This window comes from Citrobacter sp. GW821-FHT02E08 (genome assembly GCF_059421685.1).
On the sequence record NZ_JBWKVL010000010.1, the window covers coordinates 106,072 to 131,545 of the forward strand.

Here is a 25,474-nt window from a genome sequence, read left to right on the forward strand (position 1 = left end):
ATTATTCCTTATTTTGTTTCGTCAAAAACGAGCTGGACTTTCGCCGCCTGGGTTTTATCTCCGGCGAAGATCAGTGCCTGTTCGAGGTCGGTAAACGGATATTCGGCGCTCAGTAACGGCAGCGGGTCGATAACGTTATTTGCCAGCCACGACACCGCAGTGTTGAACTCGGTGGTAAAGCGGAATGAGCCTTTGAGCGAGATTTCTTTGCCGATCAGCATCATCATCGGGAAGTCCGGCACTGCGCCGCCCATGCCGACCTGCACCATCACGCCTTTCGCGCGGGTCACTTCCAGACAGGTGGTGATCGAAGAAGGGTGCCCCGAGACTTCGAAGCTGACATCGAAATAGCCTTTCTCTTTTTTCCACTCGTCGAGCGAGTCCTGTTGCGGGTTAATGAGTGTATCGGCGCCCATCTGCTGAGCCAGTGTGAGCGAACGTGGGCTGATGTCTGCGCAGACGACTTCTGCCGCGCCGAGCGTTTTCACCGCGCTGACAATCAGGCAACCGATTGGACCTACGCCGGAGATAAACACGCGCTTGCCCTGCAGATCGCCCGCTTCATGTGCTGCATGGATCGCCACGGCCAGCGGTTCGGCAAAGGCCATTACTTTCTCGTCGGCCTGCTGCGGGTAGGGAATGCACTGCGCGGTATCGACGATTTTAAACTGAGTAAAGCCGCCGTCGACGTGGGGAAAATACATGGCGCTGCCAAAAAAACGCATTTCCGTGCACTGGTTTTCTTCATGCTGCAAACAGTATTTACAGTGACCGCAAGGTTTAGACGGGTTAATAGCAACCGACTGACCCTCATGTAATTCTTCTGAATCGCTATGAACTACTTTGCCAATAACTTCATGGCCTAAAATCATTGGTGCTTTGACGGTGAAATTACCAACTTTCCCTTCCTGATAATAATGTAAATCGGAACCGCAAATTCCCCCTCGGGTAATTTTAACCAACGTTCCTTTATTATTATCCCATTCAATATTTTGGTCTGTAATGGCAACGGTTTTCTTTCCCGCGACAACGCAGGATTGTGTTTTGACTTGCATAAATGCCTCACTGGTCAGGTAGTAACCTCGGCAGCATTTAAACGGTTTTGTCTGTGATTATTTGTGACGCAAGTCACGCTGGAAAATTGTTACGCTACAATGTTACGCATAACGTGATGCGCCTTGTAATTCTCATCAGCGGTGCTAAAAAAGCGTGAAATCTCCAAAGTAGAGGGCGTAGTATCGCGCCATGGAATATGAATCTGGAGTTTTTTGATGGCCGGGGAAAGTTATATTTTGATGGGTGTTTCGGGTAGCGGTAAATCATTAATTGGCAGTAAAGTTTCCGCGGTATTATCGGCTAAATTCATTGATGGTGACGATCTCCATCCGGCCAAAAACATTGATAAAATGTCTGAAGGTATTCCGTTAACCGATGAGGACCGACTCCCCTGGTTAGCACGATTAAATGATGCCAGCTACAGTCTGTATAAAAAGAATGAAACCGGATTTATCGTCTGTTCTTCATTAAAAAAACAGTATCGCGATATATTACGTCAGGGTAGTCCTAATGTGCATTTCCTGTGGCTGGACGGTGATTACGAGACTATTCTGGCGCGCATGCAGCGTCGGGCCGGGCATTTTATGCCGATGGGGTTGCTGAAAAGCCAGTTCGACGCACTGGAGTGCCCGCAGGAAGATGAACACGATATTGCCCGCATCGATGTGAACCATGATATTGAGCATGTGACAGAACAGTGCCGCCAGGCGGTACTTGCGTTTCGCAATGGACAATAGGCTCAGCCCCTGTCCAGACTGAGCCACATCATCAGAAGTCGGCTTTCAGTACCACGCGGTAACGCGCTTTGCCGTCGCGAACGTGCTGGATGGCTTCGTTGATTTGCGACATTGGGAACAACTCTGTCGTCGGCGAGACCTTGCTGCGCCCGGCAAACTTCATCAGCTTGCGCAGTTCATAGGGCGTACCGGTTGCTGAACCGGAGATGCTGCGATCGCCAGCAATCAATGTAAACGCCGGAACCGGCAGCGGCTTCATCACTGCGCCGACGGTGTGAAAATGGCCGCCGTAGGCCAGAGCTTCAAAGTAGGGCTGCCAGTCGAGATCGACATTAACGGTGTTGATAATGAGATCAAACTGACCTGCCAGCGCATTTAACGCGTCTGGATCGCGACTGTTCACGACTTTATCAGCTCCCATCGCCAGCACTTCCTGCTGTTTTGACGGATTCGAGCTAAATGCGGTCACTTCACAGCCCATCGCGTGCAGTAGCTTAATGGCGATGTGCCCAAGACCGCCGATGCCGATCACCCCCACGCGACTGGTCGCGGTGATGTGGTGTATCAGCAGAGGTTTAAAGACCGTAATACCGCCGCATAACAGAGGACCTGCCGACTCAATATCGATGCTCTCCGGAAGCGGGATCACCCACTGCCAGTCTGCCCGCAGTTTCTCGGCAAAACCGCCACGGTTGAGAATGGTGGCTACGGCTCCTTCCAGGCAGTTAATCTGATTACCGCTGATACATGCATCGCAATGCCCACAGCTGCGCGCCGTCCAGCCAACGCCCACGCGCTGTCCGACCTTCAACCCTTTTTCCTGCGCTGCGCTGCCGAGCGCCGCCACGCGACCAATCACTTCATGCCCGGCAACCAGCGGATACTGAGAGAATCCCCATTCGTTGTCGATCATGGAAAGATCGGAATGGCAGATACCGCAGTAGTCGACCTGCACCTCGACATCTTCCGGCCTGAGTTCACCGGCATCATATTCGTAAAGTTCGAGTTCGCTGCCCGCCTCTTTTGCGGCATAGCTTTTTATAATGGACATCGTGTTTCCCTCGGTGGGTGTTGAACTGGAAGTGTAGAGCATGGGGGAATGGGACGCTTCAAAGAAGGGGGGGTTAAGTCGCGAGAGGAGGGGGAGAAATGTGATGAATACTGCTTTTAAACTGCGTAATGCTGAAAATTTCGACACTTAACGAGTGAGGCACACGCTGCCGCTTGCATGGTGGCGCGTGACAGGTATAATCCACAACGTTTTCCGCATACCTCTTCAGTGCCGAAGTGGCGAAATCGGTAGACGCAGTTGATTCAAAATCAACCGTAGAAATACGTGCCGGTTCGAGTCCGGCCTTCGGCACCAAAAACGATTGTGATAATCGGAAAATCTACAACAATCAGTACGTTGTACAATGAAGCTGGACGTTGACGGCAACTACAAAATGGCCGCATCTCCGGCTTTTTTTGTTTATAAAGCCTCGGGCCGGATCTTTTCACTCACTCCCTGTTTTGTCAATCTCTCTCCACGCAACTTCTGAGCATCTCGACATTGTGTTCAATATAGCTGAGCGTCACCTTAATATCGCGGTGGCCGAGTAGTTTCTGCGTGACATACAAATTTTGCTCCGGTTTTTGCATTAATTCTGTGGCAACAGTATGACGGTAACGATGTGATGAGAAACGGCTGTGGCAGGCATCGCTGAGCTTGGCAAAGAAATAACTCACCTGATTTTCCGTCATTGCTTTGCCCTGCCGTAGCGTTCGCCTACTGAAACGATTGATGTTGAACAACTGATCGTCAGCCCGTATTCCCTTCGTTTTAGCTTCTTCAAGCAGATGCTCCAGATAGGGCCGCAGCCGGGAGGCGATGGGAACAATATGTTCATCATGGTTTTTACTGCCTTCGCTCTGAATAAACAGCGTGTCGTGGACCAGATCGATATCCCTGACGCGCAGGTGAATAAGCTGATTCAGTCGGATAGCGGTGTAGTTGAAGGTTTCGACCACGGTGAGCCAAAACCATGCCGGATATAAAGGCGAACGATAGCTGCGCTGCATTTTCTCCCGTTCGATAAATTGGTTCAGCACTTTGCGGGATGCGAGGATTTGCTCGCGGGTCAGGGTTTTCTTTTTCTTACGAGATTCCCGCAGCGATGTTTTCTGGAATGGGTTGATGAACTGCTCCAGTAGCCCTTGTTCAATGGCGAAGTTATACAAGGCCCGCATATGGCGCATATAGTGATTCCAGCTTACTGGTTTGATACATCGCACATTTAACAAGTAATGACGCCACTCCAGCACCATATGCGGTGTGACTTCGGCGGGTAGTACGTTACGCCAGTGGGTAAACTGATTTACCGCCGTGCAATAGCAGCTCTGGGTATCAGGGCGCAGCAGACGGGCAAAAAAATACTCTTCCAGGAGCTGTTCAAAAGTCATGGGTGTCTTCTCCTTCACTGAGCAAGAGATGAGGGTTATTAAAGGGAACGTCATCTCCAAAAAGCGGCGTGGGATCGTCAAGCAGATATCCCTTCAGACGTGAACAACGGCGCGGGCCGACAACGGCGCAGTGCCAGATGTTGAGGCCGTTTTTTTGTTTTCGGTGAAGATTCAGGTTCTGGAACTTTTTCTGTACCTCCCGCCAGTATTCTTCTGGGACATTCTGACCGCAGGTGCTAAGCCAGAGTTTGAAAATTCCGGGTGTCACCAGAAACACCGACCCGGCAACGGTATGGATTCGGGCGTTAGGTTCATTGACTTCCAGATGTTGAGCCTGAACATTACGAACCAGCCACTGCCAGAAGGCTTCGCCTGAAAGTGGGGTATCGTCGTGTTCGGGTTGAGGGGATGGTTGTTCTACTACCGCATCCGTTGCAATCACTGCTTCTGTCTCATTCTGGACTACCGCTATTGGCGTGACGGTTCCACTGAATGTTGCGGGCCGCTGTTGTGGATCTTCCCAAATCAGCGAAGGAGAAAAGCGCAGTAACGTAAGTTCACTGCTCCAGCCACCGCTGGCCTCAATCCGGCAATGCCAGATGGCTTTATCCTCACAGGGAATGAGCAACTGGTGTGCCTGCATCTCATCGAACAGCCGCACGTTATGTTGCGGTACGGCGTCAATCCCTTGGTGCAGCAGCCAGCCGCGCACGGCATCGGCAGCGTTTTTACTGACTAGCCACAGCGTCTCTTCTGTTAGCCAGCCGTCAGAGCCACCATTCGGGTTGTTGAGCCGGAACTCATGCGTTAGCAGGTCGCGCAGAGCAGCAATGATTTGCTGCGGCAGCGAGGTTTGCGGACGATGGATAGCCTTGACCGGATCGCCGCCGAGATTAAATGCCACCGACGCCCGGTCGGCTTTTTGCACCAATTCACCTGCCAGCCCAGCATACTGATACTGCCCGTTCAGGCAGTGAAGCACGGTGGATAAGGCAGTTGAATCAGCAGCGAGCCAGTCTAGGCTTTCCGGTGGGAGCAGTTGGGTGAGGAGAAGGGCTGCCGCAGCTGGATGGCGCAGATAATCACGTTGCGGCAGATAACGGAATCGGTAAGGCTGGGTTAGTGGGCCATGCCATGGAAACCAGCGTTGCCCACTGACATCTTCCACCTCAATATCGGTGATGAGTTTGCCCAGATCGTGCAGCAGTGCGGCGTAGATGATGACCGTTGTCCAGCGTTCGGACTGAGCAGCCTGATCTTCCGGCGCTGCATCAGGCGGAAAAAGATAACTCTGCCGCAGTCGTGCGGCATAGCAGGCGGCTTCGAGACTATGATCGAGCAGGCCACCTGCGTGGGAATGGTGGTGGTTTTCCGAGGCTGGGAACAACTGCGCCAGTTCTGCGAAGCGGTGGATTGGTATCAGCCAGAAGCGTTCAAACAGTGAGGCAGGGAGGGCGGTGCTCTGGCGAATAAACCGGATAAGCTGTTGGCGGGTCGTTTCAGCCAGTAGCGTTTGCGCGGATTCAGGATGCAGCCATCCCTCCGTGGCGCTCGGCTTGCCGTCGGATGGTGTGATTTCTGGTTTTTTGCGCGTCAGCCATATCCGCATAATGGCCCTTTCCCCTTTTTCGGGTAAGCCCGTTACCCCTTCACTCTCTTCCCCTTCACCCTTTGGATTTTGCCTTTTGGTGCCGTCAGATTTGGGGCGAAATTGTTTATTGGGTTGCGCAAATTTATTGGAGTGGAGAAAAACGGCAGAGCAGGATGCTCCGCCGTTGATATGAAGGTCATGCGCTCAGCGCTAACGGTTGCTGCGCCCGTTCAAGCAGGTATTCACAGGCATTACGCGCTAAACCGCTGGCGCGGAAAATTGCTTTTTTGTCCTGCTGCAACACCTTCAGCCACGATGCGATGTAACTGTCATGCTGTAGCTTCGACTGGATGCCAACGTGAGCACACAGGAAAGCCGCTCCCATTTCGGCGACCAGCTCTTCAAAACTGTACGTCGGATCGCCAAAGGTATGCTTTCCGGCAGTGATGCCGTCCCGGTTCAATCGTGAAGCGTGTCCGGTAGCGTGGGTCAGTTCATGCAGCAGCGTGGCGTAATAATCCTCACGCGAAGCGAACTGCTCAGGATGCGGCATGATGATGCAGTCGCGCCCCGGCGAGTAATACGCCCGGTTCTGGCGTCGATGAGTGATCACCACCGCGCTTTGCCGGGCAACCTGCTCAGCGGCGGCGATAGGGTCATCGACCATCACGACAGGCTGTGAAAATGCCTCCGGCAGTCCTTCACATTGCTGCGTGTTGAACAGCCGGAACTCACGCACTACGGCATAAGACGTCACTTTAGGGTTGCCGTCAGCATCAAGAACCGAGTTCCCGTTGCTGTCCACTACCTCGCGCTGATGGGGCAGATAAAACACGGCCAGTGTAGATTTTTCGCCTTTGCTGATATTACCGCCCGCATTACGAATTTGAGTGAAGGTCAGCCAGCGATCGCTTTCGTATCCCTGTCGTTCTGCGCTGTTCCAGAGCAGAGGAATATTGATGCCGTGATAGAACCGCCCGGATAAGGCATTCATCGGCACCACTGGTTCCCCTTCCCGCCATGGGCGAACCCAGGGGATCACGCCTTTCTCCAGCGCGGCGATAATTTCATCGGTGACTTTCTGGTAAAGATCGTTGCTTCTGTTCATAAGCTTAACCTCATGATAAAGAAGCCGGGTACAGCGCTCCCGGTCGGGAGTCGCCCGGCACGGGGAGTGAAGGATGCTGAGGTAATCAGCTGGTGTGAAGGGCAGTAACCAGCAGGTGGTTATCTTCAAGGGTTAAGCGCAGCGGTGTCATCAGCGGTACATTGCTGCTGCCGTCAGAAGGCAAACAGTACAGACCGAAATTAATACTCTTACGGTCCGGGCCAGCGCTTTTGAATGTCAGCATGGTGGCGACAATCAGGTTTTCGAGACGGTCGTCTTCCTGAGAGGGATCGGGTGGAAAACTAACTACCTTTTCCCAGGCCTCAGTTGAGACAGACAACGATAAGGATTTTGCTTCAGGGCAAGATGAAGTTGGCATCGTGTTTCTCCAGTGATGAAAGCAGAGAAACACCGCCCGACAGGGAGGGATTCCCTGCATGGTGGGGTAGAGGATGTATCAGGCGCTAAGCGCTGTCCGCGAGGGTGATACGGAGCGGACTAAAAGGCGAGCCTCACCGGGAAGGTGGCAACCTGAAGGCTCTGGTTACAGATCAAACTTCTTACAGATTAATACGGTATCAATAATAATCAAGCGGCTGGTTTCTCAGGGCGAGAGTTTGGACTCGTTATTCTGAAGTCCAAACTGGTGTGCTGGATTTATCCGCTATAGGGGTTAAAGGCAATTTATCCTCTAAGGGGGATAAAGCATATTGAGCAATCCAATCGATAGTACCTGCGAAGCACATCAGGACGTTTATATTAAATATCACCAATTACGCAATGATCGTGTTTTAGTGTTGGCGCCTAAGCAGATTTTGAATCGGGATCAACCGGGAGTAGTAGGGCTAATGAGAGTTGGCCTTGATGCTTTCGGCTGCTTGAACGAGGCTCTTGAGCTCATCCTCGGTAAAGCAGGCCTCCTTGACATAGCGGAGTAAAGTCATGACCTCGGGTTGGTCATGAAGGTAGTCGACAACTTCCGGGTCTGTGGAGGAAGACAAGCGGAACAGCACGTCAGGGTCGGCCGCTAGTATCTTGGCCAGCTCCTTAATTACCTCTGGTCTTGGCGGACGCTCCTTGCCACGCTCAATGCGGCTTAGATAGGCGGGGGAAATGCCTACCTTGATCGCAGTCTCGCGCAACCCAAGGTCTTGGGCGACTCGAAGGTCGCGGATGGTTTCACCAAAGTTTTTCATAGCGTTTAATATACTTCGGTGTTTAGTGTTTTGCAACACGAAACCTCTCTGGCAATCTTTGGCATAATTCGGTATATTCTGGTTTATTTTCACTCAGAGGCAGGAAAGCCACCTCTGTTCTGGTACTGTGCTTTGACGGCCAACAGCCCTTCAGGAGAGGCGGCATGAGCAATGACGAGGTTCTGAAACTAAAGGATGTCGCCACCCTACTTAAGGTCGGTGAGAAGACAGTCTATTCCATGGCCCAGACCGGGGAACTACCTGCTTTTAAGGTCCGAGGCCAGTGGCGATTTTCCCGAAAGGATATCGACGCATGGATAGAACAACAGAAACATACAACAAAAGATTTCGGTGAGGGTAATACAAAATGCCCCTGACCTCGGAGCGCGGAGTTTTTAAATGAGCAAAAAGAACAGCACACAAGCCGAAAACACGATACCGGCTGGGTATACGCTCGACTACGTTTCCGGCAAACAGATCAAGGAAACGAAGAAAGAGCTAGTACGGCAGCGGATCGTTCGCGCCCTAATCCACGAATACGGATTCTCGCCGGAAGATATGGAGCTAGATTTTTCCATTGGCGGCCGCAAGAAGGTGGACGTAGCCATCTTCCATCATGGCAAGGAACACATCATCGAGAATCTGGGGCGCGCTGTGCTCTGCCGTCAGGAACCGAACGTCGGCAAAAATGCCGTACGCATCCGCGATTTTGAACAGGCCGCTCAAGATCTTGATGAAATTGAAGCTATTATGCGCGAAGTTGAAGCCGTTAAGTATGGTTTGTGGACTAATGGCTTGGAGTTCTTCTTTGTTGAAAAAGAGCAACAGCGATTCGAAACAAAGTGCAACCCAATTGGCGACTGGCCTATGGCGGAAGAGTCTGTTGGCACCAAAGAGATTATCTCTGATGCTCACACGCGCGTCGCTGACAATGAGATGCTTAAAATCACATTCCGTCGTTGCCATAACTTCATCCATGGCAACGAAGGCATGCCAAAGGACGCCGCCTTCTGGCAGTTCCTCTATCTGATTTTTTGCAAAATGCATGACGAAAACCTTCGGGGGATCCAACGTCAGTCATGGAAGCGGCAGTTCTGGGCTGGCCCTAAAGAGCAGTTTGAAGTTGAGGGCCGAAAGGCCATTCGTGCTCGTATTGAGACGCTCTTTACCGAGGTTAAAAAGCAGTATAAGAACATCTTCCGGGGCAATGAGGAAATCACCCTCTCCAACCGGGCGTTAGCCTTTATTGTTTCTGAGTTAGCCAAATACGATTTTACCCGCACGGACGTTGATGCCAAGGGCGTGGCCTACCAAGAGTTAGTGGGCGTCAATCTGCGCGGCGACCGTGGTCAGTATTTCACTCCCCGGGGCGTAGTCAAGCTAGTCGTGGAAATGCTCGATCCCAAGGAAAGTGAGATGGTGCTAGACCCTGCTTGCGGGACTGGCGGCTTCTTGGTCGCCACTTTGGGACACATGCTGAAGAAATTCCGTGAGGAGCAGAACACCCAGAGCGGAAATGAGGACACCAGCGAATTTCTGAACGTCCACGATCGGCTGAAAGAGTATGCTGCAGCCAATGTGTTCGGAGCCGACTTTGACCCGTTCCTGATTCGCGCTGCTCAGATGAACATGGTGCTGGCGGGTGACGGTCGGGGTCACATTTACAACATCAACTCTCTGGAGTTCCCGCTGGGACATTTGACCGATCTGTCCTCCGCTAAAAGGGAGATTCCATTGGGGTCAGTGGATATCATCGCCACCAATCCTCCATTCGGCTCCGACATCCCGATCACCGACAAGCATATTCTGGAACAATACGAGTTAGCACATAGCTGGGAATCAGATGGCGAAGGTGGTTTCCGCAATACGGGGTCATTGAAAGGCAGTGTGGCACCGGAGATTCTCTTTATTGAGCGATGCATCAAATGGCTCAAGCCAGGTACAGGTCGTATGGGTATCGTTCTGCCCGATGGTGTTCTCGGTAACCCAGCTGCAGAATACATCCGTTGGTGGATCATGCGCGAAACCCAAGTGCTCGCCTCCGTAGACCTGCCGGTGGAAGCTTTCATCGCCGAGGCCAACGTTAACATCCTTACCAGCCTGCTATTCCTGCGTCGCAAGAGCGACGAAGAAAAGCGCGCCGAGGCTTTGGGCGGCATCGATGAGTATCCTGTGTTCATGGCTGTGGCTGACAAGGTTGGCTTCGACCGCCGTGGCAACAAGCTTTACAAGCGTTCCCCGGATGGAGAAGAAATCGTCGAGCCCAAGCAGCATATCGAGCGTATCCGCATCGGCGGGCGTTTCGTGGAACGGACCTTGACCCGCAATGAAAAGATCGAAGACAACGATCTGCCGGTCATTGCTGAGAAGTACCGCGCATTTCTCATGGAGCATGATTGATGAACGATCAAGATGACATTCTTGAAACCGCGCAGGATGCTGCCGAAGATATTGGCTCGAATAACTTTTTCATCGATATCCTGACCGGCAACAAAGAGAGTGCCTCCGTCAAGAAGCTATTGGTACAGAAAGTTTTACGCCAGTTTATTGAAAGCTACGGATTCGACCGGGATGATCTGGAGGTGAACTATAACCCCCAGATCCCCGGCCAAGGGCGCAAGCGTATCGACATCGCTGTTTTCCGTCCCGATGCTGAGCACAACAACGATAATTTGCAACGGATTATCGTCTGCAAAAATCAGAAGAAACGTGACAGGCTCCGTTCCATTACCGAGGCCGAGGCAGACCTTCGCGATCTCAAGGAGCTGCTAGAACTGCTCCCTAGCGCGACGCTAGGTATGTGGACCAACGGTCAGGAGGAGTTCTTTTTCCAAGTCGAACGCACCCGATTCGAGGTCCGCTCCAAGCCGCTAGGTGTCTGGCCGGTGCCGGGAGAACGCACTGCCGATCTTGACCGTACCGGAGGTGTCATTCAGGTCAGTGCCGAAGCGGAAGACCTGGAAGATGCTCTGCTGCGTTGCCGCCAGTATCTGAACCGTAACCTGGGGCTCGATCACAAAGATGCCTTTAAGCAGTTGGCCGTACTGATGCTGGCCAAGATCTTTGATGAGACCCTGCCCGCCAGCGAACGCAAATTCTGGATCAGAGGTGACGAGCCTTTCACGGAGGTGGGTCAACAGGCTATTACCCTGCGTATCAATGAATCCATTGCAGCCGCCAGGGCTTGGCAGCCGAATCTGCTGACCCGTGGCTGGGATCTGACCCTGGCCCCTCACGAAACTGCTCGCGTGGTGATGGAGTTAGCTCGCTATAACTTAAGCGAAACCCAGCCCCGTTACCGCACTGGAGCCTTTCGAGCGGTCGCCCGCAACGTGATGGACGGTCGCGAGGGCCGCTATCCCACCCCCCTAAACGTGGCCGAAATGATGGTGGAGATGCTCGATCCGAAACCCGGCGAAAGAGTCATGGACTGTTCCAGTGGTACCGGCACTTTCCTGGCCATGACCGCGGCGCACATCTTCAAGAAGAAACTGGCTGCCATGAGCACTACGCCTGAAGAGGCCACAAACGAACAGAACCGTCAGGCTCAAAACGAAACCGCCGCTTGGGCGGCCAGCAATGCCCTAGGCTGCGACATCGATCCCTTTCTGGCCGTAGCAAGTCGCATGAATCTGCTGTTCACAACCGGTAATCCTGGCCGCGTGTTCCGCATCGATGCCCGTACGTTCCCGGACGGCGATCTGGATGGCATTGAAACCGCCCGCCCGGCTATGCAGCTAGGCAGTATGGATATGGTTCTGCTCAACCCTTGGTTCTCAACCCAAGACGTGGTGCACGATCCCTCCATATTGGAGCGCTATGACTTGGGCAACAACTGGGAACGAGACGAAGAAGGGGGATTCCGCAACACCGGCAATCTGCGCGCCGGTGGCGTCCCTCCCGAAGTGCTATTTATCGAACGCGCCCTACAGTGGGTAAAACCCGGAACTGGCCGTGTGGGCATCCTGTTGCCTGATGGCTTGTTGGGCAATCCTGGCGATGAATATGTGCGCTGGTGGATTCTACACCACTGCGAGGTGTTGGCCTCGGTTGATCTGCCGGTGGAGCCTTTCAAGGTCACGGTGAAGGAGTATGGTCTATCACCTGCACTACCGAGTTTATTAATCCTCTGCCGCCGCTCTCAGGAGGAACTAATCAATACTGAGCATCCCGAGTACAAAGTTTTCATGGCTGTAGTGGATAGAGCCGGAGTTGATGCCCGGGGCAATCTCCTATTCCAGCGTGCCCCCAATGGTGAAGAGCTGGTATTCGATGAAGAAATGATCGAGCGGGTTCGCAAAGGCGATGAAGTGGAGATCCGCAGGGTCATGCGTCACAACCGCCGCATTCATGACGAGCTGCCGCTGGTGGCAGAGAAATACAAGGAATTACGCGCAACCGGTGAGGTGACATTATGAGCAGAAAATTTCAGGTAAAGGCGGTTCCAAGCTCTTGGTTGGAAAATAATGGTCGGAGACTAGATTGTGGGCCGTATCTCTCTGGTGCTATGGAAGCAAAGGAAAAACTCCGCGCGTTAAAAGTGAAAAAAGAGCCTCTCGAAAGTTTGATGCAAGGTATTTTTCATGCCGGTAGGGAAAGTAGACTTTGGGTTGATACTAAAGAATATGGAGTAGAATTTTTATCTAGTTCTGAGATTCAGCTGGCTGATCTTTCTTTTTTACCTTTAATTTCCAAGAAACAAGTAGCTGCAAACCCAAATTTTACAATTCGACAGAACTGGACTCTTATTACACGATCAGGAACCATCGGAAGGATGGCGTATGCTGGACCAAATCTTGACGGCTTAGCTTGTTCTGAGCATGTCATGAGAGTTGCACCAGACCAAGAAAAAGTTTTACCCGGATATATTTTTGCCTATCTTTCAAGCAAATTCGGGGTGCCTTTGATTGTGTCAGGAACATACGGTTCGATAATCCAGAGCATTGAGCCCAATCACATAGCTGAGCTCCCAGTTCCTCGTCTGGGAGATGTTGAGAAAGTAGCACATGATTTAATTCAGCTTTCAGCAAACTTGCGTGTTGAGGCGAGAGCTCAACTGAAGAATGCTTCTTTGAATTATCTGTCGTACGCAGGCATAAGCGACATCACAGCAGAATATTGGCGATCAAATGCGCGCCAGATTGGGTTCACTTCATCAGTTAATATGACCTCACTGCGCGCAATAAATTACCTTCCAATAAACCAACAAATAGAGTCTTTCGTAAGAGAAAAATGTGTCAGTTGGAAACCTCTAATCGATTTGGTCGAAACAGGAACCTTAAGAAGTGGCCCCCGGTTTAAACGTATAGATTCAGATCCAGAGTTTGGCGTTGAACTTATTGGCCAAGGGGAGTGCTTTAATCTACGCCCATCTGGGCGTTGGATCGCGAAAAAGTATCTTCCAAATGATCGACTGCTTTTCCCCCCTGACGGGGCAGTTATGATCGCTGCACAGGGGTGTGCCGGTGAGCATGATTTATTTGGTCGCGCCCAATTCATAACTGGGAAAAGATTGAACTATGCCTATTCTCAGCATTTTTTGAGAGTGATTGCAGATGAGAATGAAATACCCAGAGGAGCACTATTTGCGTATCTTAACTCTCAAATAGCATATCGCATCAGAAAGGGATATCAGATAGGAAGCATGCAGCAGGACTTCCACCCTGACATGATTAAGCAAATGCCTGTGCCAATTATTGAACGAGCAGAGGCAGAAAAAATTGATGCAGCGGTCCGGTCTGCCTACAAAAAATTTGATGATGCTATAGATGCAGAGGACGAAGCAGTTGCCCTGGTCGAGCGCACAATTGAGGAGGGCGGTCGCTAATGGCGAAGGTCATACCCATCGGGCAACCTGCAAACGAATCTGAACGCCAGGCCATCGGTTTCCTTCGGGATCATCTTCCCGATGGCTGGTTGATCTTCCACAACTTCGAGATGCGTCAAGGGGAGGAGGTGTTCGAAATCGATATCGCCATCCTCGCGCCTCATGCGATTTATTTGGTGGATGTCAAAGGAACGCGTGGCAACATCGATGTGTATGGCTCAAAGTGGTATCCCGAGGGGAGGCAAAAATTTCACTCCCCTCTGGCAAAGCTGCGCAACCACGCCAAGGTGATGAGCACCTTATTGGCTGACAGCAATAAAGGAATAATCGAGTTACGTAAAGTGCATGTACATGCGGTTGTATTGCTTACAGCAGATGATGCCCAGCTATATGATCCTGTTGGCATCGATAGCCCGGATGTGACTGACTACAAGCGCTGCTTAAAACTCTTTACTGATAAGGGGAAAATCCCAAGCCACCGTCTTTCTGATATTCGTTCTTATCACTCACATATTGACAAAGCCATTCAAGGTAGAGCCAAGCCAAAATCAGCCCCACCTGTGTTTGGAAGTTGGCAGGTTATAGAAAAACTTGGTGGCACAGACCGTTACACCGAGTACCGGGCAAAGCACAATTTATTGGGTGCGAAGGCGGGTCAGGTTCGCCTAAGAGTTTATCGCGCAGACCCCTATTTAGAGGAAGCCGCCCGCAAAGACGAACTAAAAAAAATCAGTAACGCTTTTGTGGCTGTTCAGCACATGAGTGCTCATTCGAATGTATTGGCTGTGCGTGACCTGATTCAATCTGACGATGGTAATGAAATTACTTTGGTGGCCGATGATATTTCAGGTCAAGCACTGCGTCAGCATTTAAAAAAGCCTACTTTTGCGCTCACAACAGATCAAAAATACCAGGTGATCAAAGGTGTACTTTCTGCATTGGATCACGCACATCAACATCAGGTCATTCATCGAAACCTCACACCAGATGCGATTCTCATCACTAAAGGGGGTATAGCTCGCATCACCGATTTCGACTTTGCTCGAGTAGGTAAAAACCGATCGATTTCAGAAACTATTGCTAATCAAATTACCGAAGATCTCGATTCGGCTTATCGCGCTCCCGAATTAGTGATATCCGAGCAAAAGTCTGAGCCGAAAGAGGCCTCCATTGCTTCTGATTTATTCTCTGCAGGCTTAGTATTTTACGAGTTGCTAACTGGTGAGTTGCCCTACGAAAATATTGATCAAATGATCGAAGCCGATGGTAAATTCCCTATCAAACCCTCGGAGCACAAACCTGATTTCCCCAAAGGCATTGACGTGTGGTTGCAAACCTTTTGTGAGTTCGATCCTGAAGATCGTTTTGCCAGTGCTGCTATAGCTAAAAAGCAATTTGAAGATCTGATATTACCCGAAGGCAAAAGTGAAAAAAAACCTTCTGCACCAGCTTTTAACATTCCTGATGACCTAACCAACCTGCCTGCCGATTTTGTATTAGCTGAGCGTTTCAGTGTGCAAAAGAAACTCGGCAGCGGTGGCTTTGGGGTGGTCTATAAAGTATTTGATGCTTTAGGCGATGTAGTTCGCGTTATCAAACTTGTGACCAAAGACCGGCGTAGCGTTTATGAGCGTCTGCGCCGCGAATATAAGACACTCACCAGCCTGCCAGATCATCCACATGTCGTTAAGGTTATCTGGGCCGATCGAATGGCTGATGCAAATCAAACTCCTTATATCGTCTTTGAGTATGTGGAAGGCCTGGACGTGTCCGATCTGATCGATACTGAAGCCTTGGCGTTGGATGATGCTGTTCGCATTGTTCGCGAAGCAGCCGAGGGCTTAGCGCATCTCCATAAACATGGTATTTATCATCAGGACGTTAAACCCTCTAATTTGCTATGGACTGATAAAGGTGTTCGTATCATTGATTTCAATGTCGCGGTATCTGAAAGTGACGAGGCTCAGGGAAGTGGTGGCACTCGTCGCTACCTGCCGCCGGATTACGATTACAATTTCGAGCCGGATGCTTCTGATCGGGTAGACCGCGACATCTATGCTTTGGGTATCACCTTCTACGAGTGTCTGACCAGCAAGTATCCGTTCGACGATCCCACGCCGCCGATCAAGACTCAACCCAAGGACCCCAAGCAGTTCAAAGGCTGTGCCGACCTCAGCTCGTCACTGGTCAACATTCTGGTGAAGATGATCGCGCCGGAGCGTAAGGAGCGCTTCACGTCAGTCGATGAGTTCTTGACTGCCATGGCTGAGGTCAAGCGTCTGCGCTCGGTGCTGACCACCGGCGAGATTGGAGCCGGCCCCAAGGTGGTATCCAGGCTGGGCTTCGAACCGACCAAGCCCAATAGCAACCCCTTTGTCACCCATCTGCTGACCCTCTACAGCCAGAGCCAAGTATCCAACGCGGGAACCCGTGGCCTCGACGAAGTTGGTAAGGCCACCTATGTGCCGACATATCTGGACGAAAAGCTTAAGCCCGCCTTGCTCAAAGGCGAGTTTAAGCTCGTGATCATTAGCGGTAACGCAGGTGATGGCAAGACCGCCTTTATTCAGCAGGTTGAGTCCTTTGCCGAGAGCAAGGGCGCGCAGATGCAACGTGGCGCGAATGGAGCAGTGTTCCAGATCAAGGGGCATACCTACCTGAGTAACTATGACGGCAGCCAGGATGAAGGCGATGAGCGAAACGATGCGGTGTTGCGGAAATTCTTTGCTCCTTTCGCGGGTAAGGATGCCTCTAGCTGGCCCGAAAATCAGACTCACCTAATAGCCATTAACGAGGGACGGCTAGTCGATTTTTTCCTGGAGCATGAAGAGGAGTACCCGCTGCTCGCCAGGCAGATCCAACAGGGTTTGGCCGGGGCCGTTCCGGAAGGCGGTATAGCGATCATCAATCTCAATTTGCGCTCGGTAGTTGCTGACCCCGAAGAAAGTCAGCCTTCGATTTTTGAGAGGCTGATTGCCCGCATGACACAACAGGAATACTGGCAAGCCTGCGAGAAGTGTGACATCAAGGGCAAGTGTTTCGCCTACCATAATGCCCGGACTTTCCAGGATCCGGTTGCCGGTCCCAAGGTGATCGAGCGTCTGAAGATGCTCTACACCATTACCCACCTTCGCGGGAAATTGCATATCACTATGCGCGACCTACGGTCGGCGTTGGCCTTCATGTTAGTGGGCACCCAAGATTGTGACGGTATTCACCAGCTTTATCAGACCGGTGGTGAAGAGGTCCAAAACCGCATCTTGGACGGATTCTATTTCAACTCGTGGCTTGGTGGGGAAAAAGGCTCCAATGACCGACTTATTGCTTTGCTGCGCGAGATCGACATTGCTGAAGTCAGCAACCCTGATCTGGACCGCGAGTTAGGCTTTATCCATCCCAGGGCTAAGGCTATGAGTCGTTTCTCGTTTGCAGAACGAGCCGGATATGACAATGAATTGGTTGAAGCGCTGTTTGACAGTCTGCCTCGCGATTACTCATCGAAAAATCGTGCCCGATTGATTTCCAGACATCGGAATTACATTTCACATATGCGACGTCGCCATTTCTTCGAACGAAGGGACATGGGGTGGAAGGAGATGCTGCCATATGAAAGCATCGATCCCTTCTTGGTCTCCACGCAGCGGACAGGTACAAAAAGCAACGATGAGGTGACCGCAATTCTCCGCGCCATCAACCGAGGCGAAGGTTTAAGCGACCCTGCGAGGTTAGGTAACCAGTTGGCACTGCGTGTTCGCCAAGTGGATAAAGGTACCATTCGCAGTTACCGGCTTTTCGACGGTGACTATTTTTCGCTTCGTACCGAACAGGAGACCGCGTCTCATCCTTTCCTCGAGTGCCTGTCTCAGGCGTTGGTCCTGCTTTATGACTCCGGCGAAGGGCACAAGGCCAGCCTACGAATCAATCTCGATATATATGAAATGCTGATGCACCTTAACGACGGCTACCGACCAAGCGTAGAAGAGCAAGAAGGCTTTTTGTTGAGCTTGTCCGTCTTTAAGAACTTGTTGGCCTCTGTACCTTACAACGAAGTATTGTTAACCAAGGCTGGCCACAAATTTTACGAAATCCGTCGAGAACAAGATGGACGGCTAGTAATGGAAGCATCTGAAAAGGGGGCCGAATACAATGTCAATTAAAGGCCGTGACAAAGAGTTTCGAATCCCGAAAGTTTCTTATCTCGATTTTAAACATATTGAGATGGATCGCGTACTCACCATGTTGTTTCCACGATTGAAATACGATGGTTATGGTAGTCGCAGACCTCCTCGCGGTGGTGATCTTTCAGTTGAGGAGTTTCTCGAAGATTTCCTTGAACATCCCGAGTGGTTTGCTGGTTTCGATCAAAACCCTGAAATTGTTCGAGCCTGGATTGAAACAGATCTTATGGATCTAGTGAATAGAGGTAAAAGCAACCAAGCTCTAGCTGCACCACGTCCTTTGCATGGCAATACCTATAAGTTTCGTAACGCGAAGCATACCCGAGATTACGGCGCTGCAGAGCAAATCTACTGGATGCTTTTCTATGCGCGCAAAGGTAAGGGCCAAGCGGCGCGAGATGCCTTGAAGCGTTTCTTCTTCCCGGGGATCGACCTGGTGACGGACCGTTACGATCCCAACGCTTCCGTGGATGTGGAAACGCAGGCCATCTTGCGCTTAGACCAACAGGTTACGCAGGATATGAAGGATTCCAAAGAGCCCGCACGTTTCCAACCTCTGTGTATCGGGCAGGCCGATATTTTGGCAGACGATATTCTGCGTTTACTCGCCTATGAGCCTTATATCCCGCGCTCGGTGTTGGTTGACTATCTCAAAACTCTGATGGCTTTCCATCTGGCACTATATCACCTCAAACTACTGCAAATGCTGCCCAAGCTGGTGAAACAGCGCTCAGGTAACGATCTCTGCACCGCCAGGGAATGCCCGATCAACCCGGGTCTCGACAATGCTCTGGAAGGTTGCCCTTACCGCTTGGCGTTGATAGTAGATATGGGGGACGTCAACAATCCGCACATGGTCGAGTTAGCTCGAAAATCCACTGACCGGCTCTATCGTCAGATACCTGCTTTTGTGCAGGCCAATTTTGTCGTCAAGAAACTCGATGAAATGGCGGAATACCTGAGCAAAAAAACTGGTAAATTGGCTCCTCCCGGAGGCGGTGTGTTCACTGTTAGTGATCTGATATCCCTGCTGAAGCCCGAACACGACACCGAGCGTCAAGCCTACTTCAAATTCCGCTTGGCGAGCCTAATTGAAGAATCGGCCTCCAGGAATGAGGATTTAGACCCAGAGATCAGGGACGTCACCGCCATGGGCTTGGGTGAATTCGATTCCTTCATTGAAATACTGATGGCCTATCGAGGTAAATATCACCGCCAATACATCACTGAGTGCTTGGATTCTCTTCTGCTGAAGAATAAAGAAAGCGGGCTTTTGGCTCAAGCCCGGACTAAGGGAAGCCCACGTCGATTTGTGTTAGGAAGCAAGCTGCTCGAAGTGCTCCTCCAGGTAGCTGTACTCACCCAAGACGGCGGGCGTTTCGTGACCCACGAGGTTCGCATCGAAGAATTGTTAGCCTTTTTAAGGAACCGCTACGGTCTTTACATCGACCAGTTACCAGAAGGAACCATAGCTAACAGCAGCATCCTAGACAAACGCGCCCTGCGTCTTAATCTCGAAGCCTTCAAGCGCCGTCTTCGTGAAATTGGGTTCTACCAGGACTTGTCGGATGCTTATGTAACCCAAAAAGTATCGCCCCGATATGCAATTGAAAGATTTGATAGAACTGATAAGAATGGGAGACACACATGAGTAGCGCGTTCATAAAGCTTCCACAGGATAAATTGAATGCGGCGTTGGCTGGAGTGCTGTGTCCTCGTATCGAAGCGATCCTGAGTGATCGTGGCCCAGGCCACTGTGTGCGGGTCACTGACCTTGATGACGAAGTTATGGAGTCAGCATGCCGGGAACTTAGGCAAATCTGGCCTGACGGGAACATATTTATACTCGGCAGTCATGACCAAGAAGGCATGCCTTTCCGAGTAACTTCCACCAAGTTGGTGGAACTGCGTAATCCTGACGCGAACGGCGAGCTGCGCCAGCCTTTGCTAGTGTTCATACCGACCTCGCTCCGTACTAGCGCCGAGGATTCTTTTGGCGTGGCGACCTTCGAGGAACTTACCTTCACCGATATCTACGAGGATCTGATCGAATCGCTGTTTGACCGGCTCCCGGCAACGCTGGCTAGCTATGTTCGCGATCTTTTGGGTATTCTCACCGAGGAGGAATGGCTGTTTGCCGACGATGTTTCTCGCGTGCGGTATCTACTTACCGCGCTCGAAAACGGGATTGATGGCGAAACGCTTGGGGCCAGTCTGTATGAATTGGCGTTGATACCGGACTTCAAGCTCTTTGCCGAGCCGGGCATGGTCATTGGAAAAATTCGCCGTAATCTTGTCAGCGTCCGCAGTTTGATAACCTCGCACAAGTCGGTTCGTGGTCGTATTGCTGATCTTGGGCTCAGTGATAAGGCATTGGAGTCGCGTCTATTCACTTACTTTGAAAAACACGATGTCCATGAGTCAGAATCCTGGACGCCACCCATTGCGACAGACAAGAGTTGGTGGAGCATTTCTTTCGATAAATGGACGTTCAAAGAAGAGCTATCACTGGACAAGGTTCTTCTGACTGTGTTGGAAACCGACTTGCCGGTCGTTGCGGACGATGAAACCGACGATCAACTCACTGGCCTCATCGGGCAACAGGTTCTGGTACCGAACGACCGTCGTAAAATGAACGTGGTGTTTGAGGTTAATCCTCACCCCGGCAAGGTCAGTGGGCTTGACCATTTTATGGTGCAAATCATTTCGCAGAATGACGGCCCGGTAGGGAAATCTAAAAAGGTAAAGGCCTGGACCCCGAACCGCCTGCAATGTACTGCCAGCCTTGCTAAACTCAATAAAATCGAATTCGATGAAGGATGGCATTTCATCCGTGTAATGCCCTGGACTGCCGATGGCGACCCGATTCCGCTGGAAGCGGATTCCACCTCCGAGGGCGCTAAGCGCTCTTACGAGAGCGAGCCTTTCTACGTCCTGCCCGGTGGCAACATTGAAGAAGAGCCCCCTCAACGTGCCGTTCCTATTGAGCAGAGCCTGGAGCATGCACGTTTCCGACTGCAATTGACAGCACTTGGTGATGAACGTGATCCCGATGATATCGCCATCAGTGGTGTCTCCTGGTCCGAGGGCGGTCGTACCAAAAAGACCTCCCGCCTTGAAACCTTGCACGCAAAATTCGGTCGTGAGGGGGCTGTTCAGATTCCGCTACCACGTACGCTCAAAATTATCGAGCAACGCATCTTAGCAAAGCCTAAACACCCGTCAGGCTGGCGAATGCAGATCAACCTGGATACCGCTGAGCCGCCCTCCGAGGTCGGACTCATGCTGCCCTCTTCTGCTGCGATGGCATCTTTCCTGGCTGCCCGTGAAGAGTTTTTTGCAGCGGTGCGCAAAGACACTGCCGAACTGATCATGCAGGGGCTGTTGTTCCAGGACTCTGAAAAGGAATGCCTCACGTATGCTGAAAGCTATCTTGACTTGGTCAAGAATCTCATCCGCCAGGCCGAGATGACTTCTGGTGTCGAGCGCCAGCAACACCTGCAATCGCTAAGAAACATACTGGCCGTTGATTCAATCCATGTCATCCTGACCGACTTCCGTGGAAGGCATCGCGAGGCTGTTTTGGTCTCCCCAACCCATCCGCTCCGAGCCTTGTGGCTGAACAGTTGGGTTACTCTGGGCAAGGATTGGATCGGGAAGATCAAGTCAGGTGGGAAAGAATACATTCCTCACGTCCGTTCCGCCCTATTGGATAGCCTTGTGCCCTCAGCCTATCCCGTCGGCATTCCCGTAGAGGATGGTCGTATCTTCACGCCGGTGGACAATCTAAATACATTTTGGGCTCTATACGCTCCAACAACCGAGGATAATTCTCGTGGTCTGATGGCGGAGATCTGTTCGGCACTTGGCTTGGCCGAGCCCTCTGCAGCGGGAACTGATATTTCCGGAAAGGTCATTGCGGATAAGATTGAGCGCTATCTCTCCCAGCATCCTTATGTGAGAGAGCTATCGCTGAATATCTTTAACCCCGGAGCTGGTTCGTTAATAGCAGATGCTCTGATAACGCTTCAGCAGAAAGGTGAGTATGCCAATTTACGCTATGATATACGGCTCTTTACCTCCGAGCCTGACTCGCCAGTTTTGGGTGAGGCGCTTGAATCCATAGTCCGTCCCGGAGCGACGGTGAATGAGGCTGCAGACGCGTTTGCGGCATCAACTGGCAGTCATCTGTTTTCCAAGCTGAACTTGGCCAAGCACGCGCTGAATGAATTCCATGCAAATCCCAGGGATTTTCCAGCGCACATCAGCGTTCTTTTGGATGTGTTCCCCGCCGAGGAGCTTTCCATTTCCGATAGGCCGATGGGAGTGACTCCGTTGTATGGGTTGATACAGGGTTTTGACACCGAATTCGTTGACGACGATTCGGGTACCTTCTGGAATAAGCGACCTATTATTGGGCGCTCCTTCGGTGCGAATAACCACGCTGCGTGTTTCGATTTGCTGTCATCGCTGAGCCGTCACCTCTGTTTTGCAACCTCAGCGGTTGCTACTTCTGGTGCTAGTTTCAAGGCCGTACCCGTTGTAACCCTTGGCCTCGATGTGGCCCAACGAGAACTGATTTACGAGGTTCACCAGATCAGCGATTGGGTGTTCACTATCGATCGAAATATGGGGATTGAATTTTTCGACCATGGCGGTCGGAAGAACAGACCGGATTATCTGATTGACTATGTGCCAGGAGCCAGCTCCCAGGCGACCCATAATCTGATAATCTCCTCGCGCTCGAACGATGAGTTGGAGGCCATGCTGAAGCCGGTGCTGCTTGAGCACGGTTTGTCCGCCGACGGAGAGCAGTCGGTTCAGATACTCGCGAACCTACGCTCGCTTTCTGGTCAGCTTGCCCTGAAACTGATTTCCGCACGTACGCAACAGGCGGAGGCTCTTGGCCTGGCTCTGGCGAGGCTCTATCTCGAATATCAAGGCGCGTTAAGCAATCAGATCATTGTGCCATTAGACGCACACACGGACCTCTACCGCTCAAGCGGTGAGTCAGACGATGTTAACGATGCTATCAGTCTACAACGTACCGACTTGGGTTTGTTTGATTTAGATTTAAACACTAGGACGATCACCTGTAATCTGGTTGAGGTGAAGTGTTATTCGCAGGTTGGTGCCTTTGCGGCTTTCAACCAACTGAAGGAACGGATCTCCGCCCAGATAAATCAGAGTGAGCGCATCCTCCAGCGTCACTTTGATCCGGCCCTGAAAAAACCGGATCGGCCGGATAGGTTGCTCAAGAGCCGGGAGTTGGCTCAGATTCTTAGGTTCTATCTGGAACGCTCACTGCGTTATGGGATCTTTGAAGAGACTGCCGCGCACGAAGCGAGAGGACTACTTGAATCCATTGAGCAGGGCTACTCGCTTCAATTCAGGCGGTGCGCTTTGGTTTTCGACTTTGACAAGTCTGGAACAGAATCTCCAGACAACGAGGTTGGCATCGAATTCCATCGTATCGGCAAGGATCTCATTCAGGCCTTGCTGGAGAACTGCCGCAAGCCTGTGTCTGTCGAGAGTGAGGAAGTACCGACCGCTCCTACTCTGAGCGAACAGTTCATTTCGAACGTACCGAAGCTCGAGACTGCCGCTTTCATTGCCCCTAATAGGGTCCGCTCGACATCCTGGACGGTGGACGAGCTCTGGGACGATGAGCTGGAGACACCAGTCACCCTGCCAACATCTTCTGTCTCAGAGGAAACCATCGCACCTGTTCAAAAGGAAGCACAGGCGAAACCCGTCGAGCAAGCACCTGAACCTACCACCATTGTGCCCAAACAAGAAAAAGATGACGAACAACCCGCCACCGTTGATGTGGAACCGGAAGAAGCTGTTCAACCAGAGCTTGAAGTGCAGGAGCATCTGACATCCGAGCCTCAAGCCGAAATCAGCTACGACATCATGCTGGGCGTTAATGGTAGTTCACCGCAGTACGGATTGCTCGGAGAGGTTTCCGGACGGAAAATCGCGCTGGACCTCAATCATACCCACACGATCAGTCTCTTCGGGGTTCAAGGCGGTGGAAAGAGCTACACCCTTGGAACAGCAATTGAGATGGCCTCAATGCCGATTCAGCACATCAATGTGCTGCCAAGCCCGCTCGCCACAGTTATTTTCCATTATAGCCCGACGCAGGATTATGCGCCGGAGTTTACCTCGATGATTAATGCCAACTCGGTAGAGGATGAGATCCGTATCCTTCGTGAGCGTTACAAGGCCAACCCGGAAGCATTGAAGGATGTCTTGATTCTTACCCCTGCCAACAAGGTAGATGATCGTAGGGCCGAGTACCCGGATATTGAGGTTAAGCCGATTGCTTTTTCTGCCGCTGAACTTAAGGCAGCACACTGGAAATTCCTAATGGGAGCGATTGGTAGCCAGAGCATGTATATGCGCCAAATCAATCTCATCATGAGGGGACTGCGGGATAACTTGACCTTGGATTCTCTGCGAGCAGGCATCGATAACTCTGGTTTGTCCGATCATCTAAAGGAGCTGGCCCAGACGCGCTTACTGTTTGCAAGCGAATATATCGATGATAACCAGCGTCTCCAGGATCTGATTCGTCCCGGCCGGTTGATTATCGTGGATCTGCGAGATGAATACATCGAGAAGGACGAAGCTCTCGGTTTGTTCGTGGTGATGCTACAGGTTTTCTCAGAAGCAACCTACCAGGGAAGCGCCTTCAATAAGCTGGTGGTTTTCGATGAAGCTCACAAATATATCGAGAACGATGATCTGGTTTCCGGCTTGGTCGAGGTTGTCCGTGAGATGCGCCACAAGGGAACCAGCATTATGGTCGCCTCTCAGGACCCGCCATCAGTCCCGATCTCTCTTATCGAGTTGTCTTCACAGATCATTATGCACAAGTTCAACTCGCCCGCATGGTTGAAACACATCCAGAAGGCGAATGCCGCTCTTGGTGAGTTGACCTCCGATAAGATGAGCCGTCTCGGTACCGGCGAAGCCTATGTATGGTCGAGCAAGGCCTCGGACGACTCATTCACCCGGGGAGCGGTGAAGATCAAGTGCCGTCCTCGCATTACCCAGCATGGTGGCAGTACCAAAACGGCCGTGGGTCGGTAGGAGATCTTTAAAGGGACTGCTTGGAAAACGGAGAATATCCTACACTAAGCCTGTTTTTTAAGCAGATATGATAGGCTGCTTTGAGTGAAGCGGACATTATAGCCAAGCTGAACGCTCTCAAAAAAAAACATCAGTGGCTTTTTTAATTATCAGTCCCACCTCCGATGGAGGTGGTGATTGTTCATGTGGGTTTTACCTATAGCATGTCCATGCTAAATACTGCCTCGGTTTATTACTA

The 25,474-nt window shown here is 51.4% G+C and carries 15 protein-coding genes and 1 tRNA gene; 9 read left to right on the forward strand and 7 right to left on the reverse strand.

All coding sequences use genetic code 11. The features are described from left to right. Window positions 1-8: 8 nt before the first annotated feature. A complete protein-coding gene (idnD, locus tag AC07UY_RS14190; RefSeq protein WP_494701411.1) occupies window positions 9-1,055 on the reverse strand; it encodes an L-idonate 5-dehydrogenase in 1,047 nt (348 codons plus the stop codon). A 216-nt stretch (window positions 1,056-1,271) separates the two neighbouring features. Between idnD and idnK the strand changes: the two genes are divergently transcribed. Next, window positions 1,272-1,793 carry a gluconokinase gene (idnK, locus tag AC07UY_RS14195; RefSeq protein ID WP_407649618.1) on the forward strand — a complete coding sequence of 174 codons (522 nt, stop codon included), beginning with the start codon at window positions 1,272-1,274 and terminating at the stop codon, window positions 1,791-1,793. Between the two features lie 31 nt (window positions 1,794-1,824). On the opposite strand, the gene ahr is transcribed toward idnK, so the two are convergent. Then, window positions 1,825-2,844, reverse strand: coding sequence for an NADPH-dependent aldehyde reductase Ahr (ahr, locus tag AC07UY_RS14200; RefSeq protein ID WP_494701410.1), 1,020 nt, complete (start codon window positions 2,842-2,844; stop codon window positions 1,825-1,827). Between the two features lie 230 nt (window positions 2,845-3,074). Here ahr and AC07UY_RS14205 point away from each other — a divergent pair. Further along, window positions 3,075-3,159, forward strand: a tRNA-Leu gene (locus tag AC07UY_RS14205). 149 nt (window positions 3,160-3,308) lie between these two features. Here the strand turns inward: AC07UY_RS14205 and AC07UY_RS14210 are convergent. The 5 genes from AC07UY_RS14210 to AC07UY_RS14230 form a co-directional block, all read right to left on the reverse strand. Further along, entirely contained in the window at window positions 3,309-4,235 is a 927-nt protein-coding gene (locus AC07UY_RS14210) for a tyrosine-type recombinase/integrase (RefSeq protein ID WP_494701409.1), read from the reverse strand. Further along, a complete protein-coding gene (gene mobH / locus AC07UY_RS14215; protein WP_494701408.1) occupies window positions 4,225-5,844 on the reverse strand; it encodes a MobH family relaxase in 1,620 nt (539 codons plus the stop codon). The genes AC07UY_RS14210 and mobH overlap by 11 nt, the downstream gene beginning before the upstream one ends. A 178-nt stretch (window positions 5,845-6,022) precedes the next feature. Next, a complete protein-coding gene (locus AC07UY_RS14220) occupies window positions 6,023-6,934 on the reverse strand; it encodes an ArdC family protein (protein ID WP_494701407.1) in 912 nt (303 codons plus the stop codon). Window positions 6,935-7,019: 85 nt separating this feature from the next. Further along, on the reverse strand, window positions 7,020-7,313 hold the full coding sequence (locus AC07UY_RS14225; RefSeq protein WP_024273650.1) for a hypothetical protein: 294 nt from the start codon (window positions 7,311-7,313) through the stop codon (window positions 7,020-7,022). Window positions 7,314-7,779: 466 nt separating this feature from the next. After that, the gene (locus AC07UY_RS14230; RefSeq protein ID WP_045631092.1) at window positions 7,780-8,130 is read right to left on the reverse strand and encodes a helix-turn-helix domain-containing protein; all 351 of its coding nucleotides are present in this window, start codon (window positions 8,128-8,130) and stop codon (window positions 7,780-7,782) included. Between the two features lie 164 nt (window positions 8,131-8,294). Here AC07UY_RS14230 and mads1 point away from each other — a divergent pair, with 164 nt between their 5' ends. From mads1 to mads8, 7 genes are read left to right on the forward strand one after another with little or no spacing between them, the layout of a single operon-like run. Beyond that, the gene (mads1, locus tag AC07UY_RS14235; RefSeq protein WP_000063804.1) at window positions 8,295-8,507 is read left to right on the forward strand and encodes a methylation-associated defense system helix-turn-helix domain-containing protein MAD1; all 213 of its coding nucleotides are present in this window, start codon (window positions 8,295-8,297) and stop codon (window positions 8,505-8,507) included. 22 nt (window positions 8,508-8,529) lie between these two features. Then, window positions 8,530-10,530 (forward strand): methylation-associated defense system DNA methyltransferase MAD2, encoded by a 2,001-nt coding sequence (gene mads2 / locus AC07UY_RS14240; protein WP_494701406.1) that lies wholly within the window; start codon window positions 8,530-8,532, stop codon window positions 10,528-10,530. Next, entirely contained in the window at window positions 10,530-12,548 is a 2,019-nt protein-coding gene (mads2, locus tag AC07UY_RS14245) for a methylation-associated defense system DNA methyltransferase MAD2 (RefSeq protein WP_494701405.1), read from the forward strand. The genes mads2 (AC07UY_RS14240) and mads2 (AC07UY_RS14245) overlap by 1 nt, the downstream gene beginning before the upstream one ends. Further along, window positions 12,545-13,957: a methylation-associated defense system restriction endonuclease subunit S MAD5 gene (gene mads5, locus AC07UY_RS14250; RefSeq protein WP_000087446.1), complete on the forward strand. Its 1,413-nt coding sequence runs from the start codon at window positions 12,545-12,547 to the stop codon at window positions 13,955-13,957. The genes mads2 (AC07UY_RS14245) and mads5 overlap by 4 nt, the downstream gene beginning before the upstream one ends. After that, window positions 13,957-18,114: a methylation-associated defense system protein kinase MAD6 gene (gene mads6, locus AC07UY_RS14255; protein ID WP_494701404.1), complete on the forward strand. Its 4,158-nt coding sequence runs from the start codon at window positions 13,957-13,959 to the stop codon at window positions 18,112-18,114. Before mads5 ends, mads6 begins: the two co-directional genes overlap by 1 nt. After that, entirely contained in the window at window positions 18,104-19,786 is a 1,683-nt protein-coding gene (gene mads7, locus AC07UY_RS14260) for a methylation-associated defense system protein MAD7 (RefSeq protein WP_110820343.1), read from the forward strand. The genes mads6 and mads7 overlap by 11 nt, the downstream gene beginning before the upstream one ends. Then, entirely contained in the window at window positions 19,783-25,236 is a 5,454-nt protein-coding gene (gene mads8 / locus AC07UY_RS14265) for a methylation-associated defense system ATP-binding protein MAD8 (protein WP_494701403.1), read from the forward strand. Before mads7 ends, mads8 begins: the two co-directional genes overlap by 4 nt. Window positions 25,237-25,474: the final 238 nt, after the last annotated feature.